Below are 12,492 nucleotides of genomic sequence, written 5' to 3'. Positions count from 1 at the left end.
CGCGATCAGGTGGAATCGCTGCTGCGGGGGACCGCTCTGCGCGCGAGCAAGGACTTCAGCTCGTCCTTTTCGGCGTCGCTCATGCCGGCGAATCCGACCTCGCTCATGCGCGCCTGAAGGTCGGCCGTGCGCTGGTCGAGGGCGTCGCGTGTGAGATTGTTCACGTTGTCCAGGAATTCTTCCTGCCACTTCGTGTCGATGCCGGGCAGTTGTTGGACGACAAGTTTCTGCAGCGGATCCTGCTCCTCGCGGCCCGCGAAATGCTCGATCAGTGCAGCGGCGCCGATATCCGGACGCGCGTGCACGAGGCCGATGAGTTCGACCAGTAGGGGAACGCCCGGCTGGCGCAGCGACGCGAACGGCGGATCCGCCGAGACTTCCAGCGCGAGCGCCGGCTTGTGCAGCAGGCGCAGGATCGCGCTGCGCACGAGGCTCTGCTTCGGCGGCGGTGCATGACGTGACGGGCCATGCGCGCGCTGCGTCGGTACGTGCGTCTCGGGCGATGCGGCGCGTGCGCCGACGCCGGTGAGCTCGGTCAGGCGCTGACGCATGAGGTCGGCGAAGGCGCCGTCGGGAATCTGCGCGAGCATCGGCTTCGCGCGTTCGGCGAGGCGGCCCTTGCCTTCGAGCGTCGCCAGGTTGACGTCCTGCGCGAGCGTGTCGAACAGGAACTGCGACAGCGGCGTGGCCGACTGCAGACGTGCTTCGAAACCCTCGCGGCCTTCGTTGCGCACGATGGTGTCGGGGTCTTCGCCTTCGGGCAGGAACAGGTAGAACGCCTGGCGTCCGTCCTTCATGCGCGGCAGCACGGATTCCACTGCCTTCCACGCCGCGCCACGACCGGCGCGATCGCCGTCGAAGCAGAAGTACACATCGGGCGCGTTGCGGAACAGCAACTCCGCGTGATCCGACGTGGTCGCCGTGCCCAGCGTCGCGACGGCCTGCGTCACGCCATGCTGGAACAGCGCGATCACGTCCATGTAGCCCTCGACGACGATCAGACGCTCGATCTTCGAGTTCGCGCCGCGCACCTGCCACAGGCCGTACAGCTCGCGACCTTTGTGGAACAGCTGCGTCTCGGGCGAATTGAGGTACTTCGGGCTCGCATCCTTCTCGATGACGCGACCGCCGAATGCGATCGGGCGACCGCGGCGATCGTGGATCGGAAACATCACGCGATCGCGGAACTTGTCGTAGACGCGGCCGGAGTCGTTCTTCGAAAACAGACCGGCGCGTTCGAGCAGGCCGAGCCGCGTCGCATCGGTGCCGAGCGCGTTCTTCAGCGCTTCGAAGCCGTCGGGCGCATAGCCGAGCTGGAACTGCTCGCGGATCGCTTCGCTCACGCCGCGACGATCGAAATACTCGCGCGCCTTCGCGTTCGACTTGAGTTGCTGGCGGAAGAACACCATCGCCGACTCGACGACGCCGTACAGCGCCTGCAGCTGCGGATCGGCAGCACGTTGCGTGGTTTCCTTCGGCACGTCCATGCCGACGCGCTTGGCGAGTTCCTCGACGGCGTCGAGGAATTCCAGGCGGTCGTACTGCATGACGAAGCTGATCGCCGTGCCGTGCGCCCCGCAGCCGAAGCAGTGATAGAACTGCTTGACCGGCGACACCGTGAAGCTCGGCGAACGCTCGTCGTGGAACGGGCAGCGCGCCGAGAACTCCTTGCCCTGGCGCTTGAGCGGCACGCGCGAACCCACCACCTCGACGATGTCGGTGCGGGCGAGCAGGTCGTCGATGAAGGCGTCGGGGATGCGGGCCAAGGTCGGAAACGGGCAGAGGTCAGTGGCGCGCGGCGGCGCGTTCGTCAGTATCGCGCGTGGCGCTTACGGCGGCGCGGTCGCCGATGAAGGGGCCCGCATGCGGGGCCTGCGAAGTGGTGGGTGCGCGGGCTGCCGGCGCAAGGCCGGGCGGATGCATTCCCGTCCATGGCAATGACCGCGGTGCGGCCAGCCGCGATGCGTGCGCCAGTATGACCGGGGCATGCGATGCGTGCCGGCGGCCCCACGACGCCAGCGTCGCAGGTCGGCGCATCAGGCGTTGCGACTCGGGCTCAGGCGGTATTGGGCGCCCGAGGCGGGCCCAGACGTTCGTCGATGACCGCCGTCACCACCGCGCCGGCGAACAGGATCATCGCGGCGTAGTAGACCCAGAGCATGGTCAGCACGAGCGCGCCCATCGCGCCGTAGGCGGACACCGTGCTCTGGTGCGCGAGGTACCAGGCGATGCCTGCGCGCCCGGCGAGGAACAGCACGGAGGTGAACGCGCCGCCGGCCAGGGCAAGCTGCCAGCGCACGCGGCGATCGGGCAGGAAGTGGTACATCAGCGCGAAGGTGAAGGCGTAGACGAGCAACGCGGCCAGCGTCGCCACCAGGGTCTCCCCCTGCGCGTAGCGGCCGATGGTGAGGTCGAGCACGGTGGTCACCGTCATCGAGATCACCAGCAGGAACACCACCGCGAGCACCAGCCCGAACGACAGCAGGCGCTTCTGCAGCCAGTTCCACAGGCCGGGCAGGGCGGTGGCGTCGGTGCGGAAGATGCGGTTGAGGGCATCCTGCAGCTGCGCGAACACGGCGCTGGCGCCGATCAGCAGCAGCGCGATGCTCCACCAGCCGGCGATCGAGCCGGTGTCGGGCGTCGACGCCGCCGCCGCGAGCACGGTGCGCGCGACCTCCTGCGCCTGCGGCCCGACCAGCAGGCCGACCTGCAGGATCACCGCCTGTTCGGCCTTGGTGTTGGAGGCGGTCAGCCACAGCAGGAGCAGCATCAGCGGCGCCATGGCGAGCGCGGCGTAGAACGCGAGCGCGGCGGCCTGGGTGATGACGTCGGAATCGAGGAAGCGCCGCAGCAGCGCCATCGGCAGGGTGCCGATGCTGGCCTTGCGCACCACCTTCTTGACGTCGGCCGGCGGCGGCGCGCCGTCGGCCTGGGTGATCGAGGCCTTCTCGGTCGGGTCGAGCCGCGCCGTGACGGGCGGGGCGTCCCCGGGATGCGCGGCGCGGTCGGCCGGCGCGGGGGCGACCCGCTGCGCCGCGATCTTCGCGGCGGAATGTCTGGGAGCGGAGGGCGATCGAGCCATGCCGCGAGGCTGCCGCAGCCGCCGTCGACGCATGGTCGCGGCTGCCCTGAACAGCGCAAATGGCCCGGGCGATGCCGGGCCGCTGTGACTCAGCCCAGGCGGGCTTTGACCAGCTTGGACACCAGGCCCATGTCGGCCTGGCCGGCGAGCTTGGGCTTGAGCACGCCCATGAGCTTGCCCATGTCGGCGGCGCCGGTGGCACCCGACTCGGCGATCGCGACTTCGATCGCGGCGTTGATCTCCGCCTCGCCCATCTTGGTCGGCAGGTAGCGCTCGATGACGACGATCTCGTCGCGCTCGACCTGCGCGAGGTCCTCGCGGTTGGCGGCGGCGTACTGCGTCACCGAATCGCGGCGCTGCTTGACCATCTTGTCGAGCACGGCGATCACCGCGGGGTCGTCGAGCTCCACGCGCTCGTCGACTTCCTTCTGCTTGATCGCGGCGTTGATCAGGCGGATCACCGCGAGCGTGCTCTTGTCGCCGCCCTTCATGGCGGTCTTCATGTCGTCAGTGAGTCGCTGCTTGAGGCTCATGGCGGAGTCCGGTCGGAAAAATCTGGCGCACTAGGGTACCGCCTCAGCCACTCGCCGCCGGCACGCGCCAGCGACGCAGCGTCTGCGCGACCGCCACCAGCTCCGACGGCTGCACCGGTTTGGCGACGTGCACCTGGAAACCGGAGGCCAGCGCGCGCGTGCGGTCCTCGAGTCGCGCATAGGCGGTGAGCGCGACGGCCGGCACTGCGTCGAGCCCGCTTTCGACCTCCCAGTCGCGCAGTGCACGCACGAAGTCGTAGCCGTCCATGCCGGGCATGCCGATATCGCTGATTACGAGGTCGGGATGATGACGTCGCGCCGCTTCCAGCGCATCGCGTGCGGACGCGCAGGTGTCGACCTCCGCGCCGTGCGCTTCGAGCACCGAGGCCAGCATCGCGCGGGTGTCCGCATCGTCCTCGACCAGCAGCACGCGACAGGCATGCAGCGCGTCGTCGCCCGCCGGACGCGGCGACACGGTGGCGGCGCCGTGGCGGCGTTCGGTCGCCGACGCGCTGCCCGCCGCCGACACCGGCAAGCACACGACGAACTCCGCGCCGTGCCCGCTGCCGGCGCTTTCCGCACGCACCGTGCCGCCGTGCATTTCGACGAGGTGACGCACGATCGACAGACCGAGCCCAAGGCCGCCGTGTTCGCGCGTCGACGAAGCATCGACCTGGCTGAAACGCTCGAACACGCGCGGCAGGAATTCGGCGTCGATGCCGCGCCCGGTATCGCGCACGCGGATTTCGACCGCATCATCGACGCGCGTGACCGACACGTCGACCACGCCGCCGCGTTCGGTGAACTTCACCGCGTTCGCGACGAGATTCCAGATCACCTGCTGCAGCCGATCGGGATCGGCGCGCATGTGGCCTGCATCACTGCGATGCACCTCCAGCCGTACGCCGCGCGCGAGTGCCGCGGGACGCACCGCGTCGACCGCCGCTTCGACCGGCTGCATGGCGTCGATCTCGCGCACCGCGAGGTGCAGCTTGCCACTGACGATGCGCGAGATGTCGAGCAGGTCCTCGACGATCTGCGCCTGCGCACGTGCATTGCGATCGATGGTCTGCACCGCGCGCTCGACCATCTCGGGCGACAGGCGTCCCGATGCCAGCATCTCGCTCCAGCCCAGAATCGACGTCAGCGGCGTGCGCAGCTCGTGCGAGATCGTCGCGAGAAACTGATCCTTCATGCGTCCTGCGCGCACCGCATTCTGATAGAGGCGTTCCTTTTCGCGCGCATCGGCCTGGGCGGCGACGAAGAGACGCAAGCGGCTCATGCCGATCGCGGCAAGTGCGGCGATCGATTCGATCGTGCGCACGTGATCGGTGGTGAAGCGGGCCGCTTCCGCGTGACCGAAGAACAGGCCGCCCAGCACTTCGCCGTGATCCGACTTCACGGGCACGGCGAGGTAGCTGCGCACCGGCAGATGGCCCGGTGGCATGCCGTGGTGCGGCGTCCATTGCCCATAGCGCGGATCAGCGCGCACATCATCGATACGGATCGTGCCTTCGCCATTGAAGGTCGGGCCGAACAGCGGCGTCGCGCGCGGATGCGGGAAATTCGAGAACTTCTCGGCGGGCACGCCCGACAACGCGTACAGCATGTAGCTGTCGCCACCGTCGTCGGTCACGTTGTAGAAGAACGCACCGAACTGCGCATGGGTGAGTTGCGTGGCGGTATCCGTCACCGCCTGCACCATCGCGGTGAGATCGAATTCCTCGAGCATGCGCTCGGACAACTGGCGGAACGCGACGTCTTCCACCTCGCGCCGCATCTCGCGCGAGACGTCGCGCACCTCGATCACGGCGCCCACGACCTCGCCGTCGCGCATCAGCGGATTGGTCGTGCACGCGACCGGGTATTCGCGGCCATCGCGATGCACGAACAGCTGCGCCTCTTCGTCGTGGCCGCAGCGCAGGGCATCCAGCAGCGCACGACCTTCCAGCGTCTCGGGTGACCAGCCGGTAAGCGCGCGCGCCGCCGCATTCATGTACGTGCACTGCCCGGAGGCGTCGACCACGAACAGCGCCGCGCTGGCGGCGTCGCAGGCCGTCTGCAGCGGATCGGGGGTCGGAAGGGCGGGTGTCGATGACATGGGAGCAGCATGCACGGGCGGCGGTGGAGGGGCTGCATGCTAGCGCCGTGTGCCATCGCGGGCTGCTACGCTAGCGTGGTCGCACGGCGGCACCCGGCGTCCAGGATCGGACGCGAACGGCGGAAGGGAGGTCCGCATGCACGCCAGTACCGCGCTCTATGTCCGTGGCCCGTACCGGGTCGTCGCGAACGCGCAGGTCGACACCGACCGGCCCTACGTCGTACTCGACACCGCCGGTGCCTGGTTGCACGAATCCGTCACCCTCGACGACGCGCGTGACTGGGTCGATCGCCGCATCAGCGAACGCGAGCGCGTGCCGGGCATCGCGGTGTCCGCACGGAGTCGCGCATGAGCCGTCGTGCCGTCGCCGCGCTTGCGGCCTTCATCCTCGTGCCCATCGTCGGCTTGTGGCTGGCGGGCCGCGTCAATGCGATGTTCCTCGGCCTGCACGGCGCGCTGCCGCACTGGTACGTCTACGTCGACTACCTGCGCACGCTCGATCTGCCGCAGGTGCAGCCGTATGCCGCGAAGATCCGCGCCGCCGGCTGGGTGGGTTTCGGCGCGCCGGCGCTGGCCTACATCGGCGTGCTCGCCGTCGCGATGCGCCAACCGGCCAAGGCCCTGCACGGCGACGCCCGCTTCGCGCGCGGCGGCGACCTCGCCAGGAACCGCCTGTTCGAGGACGGCCCGACCAGTCTCGTCGTCGGCCGGTACGACGGGCGCCTCGTGCGCCTGCCGGGCCAGCAGTTCGCGATCCTCGCCGCGCCCACGCGCTCGGGCAAGGGCGTCGGCATCGTCATTCCCAACCTGCTCGAGTATCTCGACTCGGTCGTCGTGCTCGACATCAAGCAGGAGAACTTCGACCTGACGTCCGGCTGGCGCGCGTCGCAGGGCCACGAGGTGTTCCTGTTCAATCCGTTCGCCGAGGATCGCCGCAGCCATCGCTGGAATCCGCTCGGCTACGTGTCCGACGATCCGGCGTTCCGCGTCTCCGACGTCATGGCGATCGCCGCCATGCTCTATCCCGACGTCGGCGACGAACAGAAGTTCTGGGTGAGTCAGGGGCGCAACGCGTTCCTCGCGTTCGCGCTCTACCTGTTTGACAAGTACGACCATGAACGCACCTGCGGCTTCCCGGGCGCGACCGCACCGACCCTCGGCGCGATCTATCGCCTTTCGTCCGGAACCGGCGAAAACCTGCGCGCCTACCTGACGTCGCTGTCGCAGCAGCGCTTCCTCAGCGAATCCGCGCGCATGGCGTTTTCGACGCTGCTGTCGCAGGCCGACGAGACCTTCGCCTCCATCCTCGGCACGTTCAAGGAACCGCTGAATCCGTGGGTCAATCCGGTGCTCGATGCCGCGACCGCGGCGAACGACTTCCTGCTCACCGACCTGCGCAAGAAGCGCATGACCATCTACATCGGCGTGCAGCCCAACAAGCTCGCCGAGAGCCGCCTCATCCTCAACCTGTTCTTCAGCCAGCTCATCAACCTCAACACGCGCGAGCTGCCGCAGAACAATCCCGCGCTCAAGCACCAGTGCCTGCTGCTGATGGACGAGTTCACCTCGATCGGCAAGGTCGAAATCATCGCCAGCGCGGTCGCCTACATGGCCGGCTACAACCTGCGCCTGCTGCCGATCATCCAGAGCATGGCGCAGCTCGACGCCACCTACGGCCGCGAGGTCGCGCGCACGCTGGTCACCAACCACGCGTTGCAGATCCTCTACGCGCCGCGCGAACAGCAGGACGCGAACGACTATTCCGAGATGCTCGGCTATACGACGGTGCGCCGGCAGAACGTCACGCGCGGTCGCGATGTCTCGCGCAGCGAATCGGAAGAGCGTCGCGCGCTGATGCTGCCGCAGGAACTCAAGGCACTCGGCCCCGACCGCGAGGTCGTGATGTACGAAGGCATCCCGCATCCGGTGCTGTGCGAGAAGATCCGCTACTACACCGACAAGCGCTATACGACCCGCCTGTTGCCCAGGGTCGCCATGCCCACGCTCAGCATCATGACTTCACGCGGTGTTGACGCGCGCGAAGCGGTTTCGTTAACTTAGTCACAGAAGGCGCAATGCCTTCGCCCGGCTCCGGCCGGACAGGGATGAAGCACGGCGCGCCACGCGCCGGTCACGGAGTTGACGTACTGGGGATATCGACAAGGACCGTTCAAGCCGGCAGGACGCCGCACCACTCGCGCACCTCGCCGTTTCCATTCGACCCGTCATCGCCTCCGTGCGCGTGCCTACGCGCCGGCGATGCGTTCACGTGTACCGGTGAGCCGTGAATCCGCTTTCGCAATCCCTCCGTTTCCTCGTCCTTGCCGCCGCGACCGCTTCGCTGGCGGCCTGCGCCACGCGTCCGCCACCGCCGGTGAGTGGGCGCTGGACGCCGGTCAACCATTACGACGAACAATCCATGGCGCTGCCGTTGCGCCCGGACTACGTGTATTACGCGACGCCCGTCGACCGCACGCTCAAGGGCCTGCTCGCGCGCTGGGCGCACGACAGCAAGATGCAGCTCGAATACACGCACGACACCGATTTCACCCTGTATCGCGCGGTCGCGGAGGTTCACAGCGATGACCTGCGCGCGGCGGTGAATCAGTTGTCGGCGATGTATGCGGCGCAGCAGGTGGTCATCGGCGTCGACGGCGATCGCATCGTCGTGCGCCGTGCGCCCTCCACCGCATCGACCACCGCGCCCGCGGCTCCCGCCGCGTCCGCGCACTGAGGGCACCGGCCATGGGCAAACGTTCCGCTTCCGACAGCCTGCGCGTCGAACACGCCGTCGGCCGTGCCGTGAACTACGAGGTCACGCTCGCCGATCACGCGCGCCGCAGCGAACGCCGTGCGTGGTGGGTCGCCGGCACCTCGTGCGCGATCTCGCTGATCCTCGCCGGCGGCTATTTCTATTTCCTTCCGCTGAAGGAAAAGGTGCCCTATCTGGTGATGGCCGACGCCTACACCGGCACCGCCACCGTCGCGCGCCTCGACGGCAATTGGGGCCAGCAGGACATCACGCTCAGCGAAGCCGTCAACAAGAGCAACGTTGCGCACTTTGTGACTGCGCGTGAGTCCTACGACATTGCGCTGATGCGCCTGCGCGACTGGACGACGGTCTACACGATGTCCGCGCCGAGCGTCGCCGCCGGCTATACCGCGCTGCACGGCAAGGACAATCCGCAGCGCCCGTACAACACGTACGGCGACAAGGCGGCGATCCGCGTCAAGATCCTCAGCACCACGCTGATCAGCGACGCCAGCGGCCGACCCAACGGCGCCACCGTCCGCTTCCAGCGCACGCTGTACGACAAGGCCACGGGCCGCAGTGCGCCGCTCGACAGCAAGATCGCCACGCTCACCTTCACCTACAAGGCGAACCTGGCGATGGACGAGAAGTACCGCATCGAGAACCCGCTCGGCTTCCAGGTGACGACGTACCGCGTCGACAACGACTACGCGGAATCGCCGCCGGTCGAACCCGAAATCCCGGCCTTCCAGATGCCCGACATGGGCGAGCCGACGCCCGCCGCGCCCACCACGGTGCCCGCTGCGGCCGCGCAGCCTGTCGATGCAGCGGCACCCGCGACGCCGGCCGGTTCGTCGCCGACCGCGTCCACGCGTCCGACCACCGGAGCCCAGCCGTGACCCGTCGTTCCTTCGAGCTCTTTCTGTCCGTGGCGTTCGGTGCCGTCGCCGTGCTCGCGCCGCTGCGTGCGCACGCCGATGCGATCCAGGAATACGAATACGCCGACAACCGCATCTATCCGGTGCGCACCGGCCTCGGCATCACCACGCAGATCGAGCTGTCGCCCAGCGAGACCGTGGTCGACTACAGCACGGGTTTCTCGAACGGCTGGGACATCAGCCGTCGCGACAACGTCTTCTACGTCAAGCCCAAGAACGTCGACGTCGATACCAACCTGCTGATCCGCACGGAGACGCACTCGTACATCCTCGAGCTGCGCGTGGTCGCGACCAACTGGAAGGCACTCGACCAGGCGCGCGATGCCGGCGTGCAGTACACCGTGCGTTTCCGCTATCCGAACGACGCGAAGTTCCATGCGGCGCCCACCATCAAGCCGCCGGAGCTCGACATCGCCCTCGATCCGACGCGCGCCTACCACTTCGACTACGACTACAAGACGCGCACCAAGATGCGTGCGCTGATCCCGGCCAGCGTCTACGACGACGGGCGCTTCACCTACATCAAGCTCGGCGACACCACGCCGTTCCCGACCGGTTCGTTCCCGGCGGTATTCGGTAGCGAGCGCGAGAACGGCGACGAGTTCATCGTCAATACGACGGTCGAGGGCAACACCATCGTCGTGCACGGCACCTACCGCTATCTGGTGATCCGCCACGGCAACAACGTCGTCGGCATCCGCAGGAACCCGCACTCGTGAGCCACACCGTCAGCAATCCGTACGAACAGGAACCGGCGGTCGCGGTGGCGGACGCCAATCCCTACCTCGGCACGCATGCCGCACCGGCGCCGGATCTCGATGCCGGCGCGCCTTCACTGCGCAATGCCGAACAGCAGCGCGTCAATCGCAAGGCGCTGCTGTTCCTTGGCGGCATCATCCTGCTGCTCATGATGATGGCGGCGCTGGTGTTCCGGGGCAGCAGCAAGTCGTCCGACGCCGCGAAGCCGAACGAGGAGCAGGTCAGCATTCCGACGCTCGCCGACGCCACGCCGCCGCTGCCGCAACAGCCGCAGCAGGTGTCGAACAACGTCGAGCCGATCGCGGTGCAGCCGACGTCGCAGGAGATGCCGCCGCTGCCGCAGCAGTCCTACGCCAACACGATGCCGCCTCCGCCGCCGGGCTACGAGTCGCCGGCCCAGGTCCGCCACGAGCCGACGCTGATGGAACGCCGCATGGGAGTCGATCCGAATGCGATGGGCGCGGCGGGTGGCTCGGGTGGTCCGCAGGATGCCTACTCGCGCGCACTGGCGATGACCCAGGCGGCGATGGGTATGCATGCGCCCGCGAACGATCCGAACGCGGTGCCGGAAGATGCTACGCACAAGGCGACCGCCGCGCGTGCACTGCGCAATCCGGACACGCTGCTGGTGCGCGGCACGCTGCTGCGCTGTGTGCTCGAGACGCGGATCATCAGCGAAGCCGACGGCTTCACCTCGTGCATCCTCACCGAGCCGGTGTACTCCATCAACGGCCGTCGCCTGCTGCTCGATCGTGGCTCGAAGATCTACGGCACCTATAAGGCGCGCCCGAAGGGCAACCGCATCGAAGTGGTGTGGGACCGCATCACCACGCCGAACGGCTACGACGTCAGCATGGCGAGCCCGGGCGTGGATCCGCTCGGCAGCGCGGGCTATCCGGGCCAGCTCGACGCGCACTGGGCCTCGCGCATCACCTCGGCGCTGATGGTCAGCCTGCTCAGCGACGCCTTCAAATACGCCGCGGCGAAAAACGGTCCCGAAAGCGCGACCGTGACCCAAGGCGTCGTCGTGACCAATCCGTACGAGAGCAACACAGCCAACACGCTCGACCGCCTCGCGAACCAGGCCGCGGAAGAGGGCATGGCGCATGCGCCCACGGTGACCATCAACCAGGGCTCGCTGGTCAGCGTGTACGTCGCGCGCGATGTCGACTTCACGGAGGTCGTCGGCCACTGAGCCGACGCCAATGGAACTGGACGCACCGCTCGCGCAGGTTTCGGACGACTTCCTGTCGTACCAGTACGAGGTGCTCGGGATCCTCGGCCACATGGCGTCGTCCGACGTCACCGAGATCTGCATCAACCGTCCGGGCGAGCTGTGGATCGAGTCGCGTCGGGGCTGGCAGCGTCACGAGGTGCCCGCGCTGACGTTCGAGCGCGCGCGCCAGTTCTGCACGGCGGTGGTCAACGAGAGCAACACCGGTCAACGCATCACCGACACCGATCCCGTGGTGTCGTTGACGTTTCCGACCGGTCAGCGCGCGCAGTTCGTGATTCCGCCAGCGTGCGACGCTGGCAAGGTGTCGATCACCATCCGCCTGCCGTCGCGCCAGACCAAGACGCTCGCCGAGTACAAGAACGACGGCTTCTTCGAGCAGATCCTCGAGGACGGTGCGGGCATCAGCCAGCACGACCGCGAACTGCTGGCATTGCGCGCGTCGCGCGACTACGCCGAGTTCTTCCGCAGGGCCGTGCAGTACAAGAAGAACGTGGTGGTCGCCGGCGCGACGGGCAGCGGCAAGACCACCTTCATGAAGTCGCTGGTCAATCACATTCCGGACGAGGAGCGCCTGGTCACGATCGAGGACGCGCGCGAACTCTTCATCGCGCAGCCCAACGTCGTGCACCTGCTGTATTCCAAGGGCGGTCAGAGCACCAGCAACGTTACCGCCAAGAGCTGCATGGAGGCCTGTCTTCGCATGAAGCCGGACCGCATCATCCTGGCGGAGCTGCGCGGCGACGAGTCGTTCTACTTTATCCGCAACTGTGCCTCGGGCCATCCGGGTTCGATCACCAGCTGCCATGCCGGCAGCACGGCGCAGACCTGGGACCAGCTCGCGCTGATGGTGAAGGCCTCGAACGAAGGCTCCGGGCTTGAGTTCGCCGTCATCAAGCGCCTGTTGATGATGACGATCGACATCGTCGTGCACATCAAGGCACACGCCGGCCGACGCTTCATCACCGGCATCGATTTCGATCCACAGCGGGCGATGGCGGGCTGATGAAAGGTCGTCACGCCGCTGCAGGAACCGGGTTTGACAATGCGCGCGAGCGCATGAGTCAATGCTTTCGACGCCGTCCCCGCGTAT

11 protein-coding genes are annotated in these 12,492 nt (G+C 67.6%); 7 read left to right on the top strand and 4 right to left on the bottom strand.

The genetic code is table 11. The features are described 5' to 3' along the window. Positions 1–5 precede the first annotated feature (5 nt). The 4 genes from dnaG to DWG18_RS12305 form a co-directional block, all read right to left on the bottom strand. Entirely contained in the window at positions 6–1,766 is a 1,761-nt protein-coding gene (gene dnaG / locus DWG18_RS12320; RefSeq protein ID WP_115647464.1) for a DNA primase, read from the bottom strand. A 290-nt stretch (positions 1,767–2,056) separates the two neighbouring features. Beyond that, a complete protein-coding gene (locus DWG18_RS12315; RefSeq protein ID WP_115647463.1) occupies positions 2,057–3,082 on the bottom strand; it encodes a YihY/virulence factor BrkB family protein in 1,026 nt (341 codons plus the stop codon). A gap of 89 nt (positions 3,083–3,171) precedes the next feature. Next, the gene (locus DWG18_RS12310) at positions 3,172–3,615 is read right to left on the bottom strand and encodes a GatB/YqeY domain-containing protein (protein WP_115647462.1); all 444 of its coding nucleotides are present in this window, start codon (positions 3,613–3,615) and stop codon (positions 3,172–3,174) included. A gap of 43 nt (positions 3,616–3,658) precedes the next feature. Beyond that, positions 3,659–5,716 (bottom strand): ATP-binding protein, encoded by a 2,058-nt coding sequence (locus DWG18_RS12305; RefSeq protein WP_115647461.1) that lies wholly within the window; start codon positions 5,714–5,716, stop codon positions 3,659–3,661. A gap of 136 nt (positions 5,717–5,852) precedes the next feature. On the opposite strand from DWG18_RS12305, the gene DWG18_RS12300 reads away from it, so the two are divergent. From DWG18_RS12300 to virB11, 7 genes are all read left to right on the top strand, one after another. Next, positions 5,853–6,068, top strand: a complete 216-nt coding sequence (locus DWG18_RS12300) for a hypothetical protein (RefSeq protein ID WP_115647460.1) — start codon at positions 5,853–5,855, stop codon at positions 6,066–6,068. Next, positions 6,065–7,777 (top strand): type IV secretory system conjugative DNA transfer family protein, encoded by a 1,713-nt coding sequence (locus DWG18_RS12295; RefSeq protein ID WP_115647459.1) that lies wholly within the window; start codon positions 6,065–6,067, stop codon positions 7,775–7,777. Before DWG18_RS12300 ends, DWG18_RS12295 begins: the two co-directional genes overlap by 4 nt. Positions 7,778–8,000: 223 nt before the next feature. Continuing rightward, entirely contained in the window at positions 8,001–8,450 is a 450-nt protein-coding gene (locus tag DWG18_RS12290) for a hypothetical protein (RefSeq protein WP_115647458.1), read from the top strand. Between the two features lie 11 nt (positions 8,451–8,461). Then, the gene (locus tag DWG18_RS12285; RefSeq protein WP_115647457.1) at positions 8,462–9,367 is read left to right on the top strand and encodes a type IV secretion system protein; all 906 of its coding nucleotides are present in this window, start codon (positions 8,462–8,464) and stop codon (positions 9,365–9,367) included. A 50-nt stretch (positions 9,368–9,417) separates the two neighbouring features. Next, on the top strand, positions 9,418–10,125 hold the full coding sequence (locus DWG18_RS12280; protein ID WP_240318660.1) for a TrbG/VirB9 family P-type conjugative transfer protein: 708 nt from the start codon (positions 9,418–9,420) through the stop codon (positions 10,123–10,125). Further along, positions 10,122–11,360 carry a TrbI/VirB10 family protein gene (locus tag DWG18_RS12275; protein WP_115647456.1) on the top strand — a complete coding sequence of 413 codons (1,239 nt, stop codon included), beginning with the start codon at positions 10,122–10,124 and terminating at the stop codon, positions 11,358–11,360. The genes DWG18_RS12280 and DWG18_RS12275 overlap by 4 nt, the downstream gene beginning before the upstream one ends. A gap of 10 nt (positions 11,361–11,370) precedes the next feature. Next, positions 11,371–12,405, top strand: coding sequence for a P-type DNA transfer ATPase VirB11 (virB11, locus tag DWG18_RS12270; protein ID WP_115647455.1), 1,035 nt, complete (start codon positions 11,371–11,373; stop codon positions 12,403–12,405). Positions 12,406–12,492: the final 87 nt, after the last annotated feature.

Source organism: Lysobacter sp. TY2-98 (assembly GCF_003367355.1).
Taxonomy (GTDB): domain Bacteria; phylum Pseudomonadota; class Gammaproteobacteria; order Xanthomonadales; family Xanthomonadaceae; genus Cognatilysobacter.
Note: the sequence above shows the minus strand (reverse complement) of the source record. Positions and strands in the feature narration are given on the sequence as shown.

Coding starts and splice junctions, on each gene's coding strand:
- DWG18_RS12300 (WP_115647460.1), top strand. CDS start 5,853: ATGCACGCCAGTACCGCGCTCTATGTCCGTGGCCCGTACCGGGTCGTC.
- DWG18_RS12295 (WP_115647459.1), top strand. CDS start 6,065: ATGAGCCGTCGTGCCGTCGCCGCGCTTGCGGCCTTCATCCTCGTGCCC.
- DWG18_RS12315 (WP_115647463.1), bottom strand. CDS start 3,082: ATGGCTCGATCGCCCTCCGCTCCCAGACATTCCGCCGCGAAGATCGCG.
- DWG18_RS12305 (WP_115647461.1), bottom strand. CDS start 5,716: ATGTCATCGACACCCGCCCTTCCGACCCCCGATCCGCTGCAGACGGCC.
- virB11 (WP_115647455.1), top strand. CDS start 11,371: ATGGAACTGGACGCACCGCTCGCGCAGGTTTCGGACGACTTCCTGTCG.
- DWG18_RS12285 (WP_115647457.1), top strand. CDS start 8,462: ATGGGCAAACGTTCCGCTTCCGACAGCCTGCGCGTCGAACACGCCGTC.
- DWG18_RS12310 (WP_115647462.1), bottom strand. CDS start 3,615: ATGAGCCTCAAGCAGCGACTCACTGACGACATGAAGACCGCCATGAAG.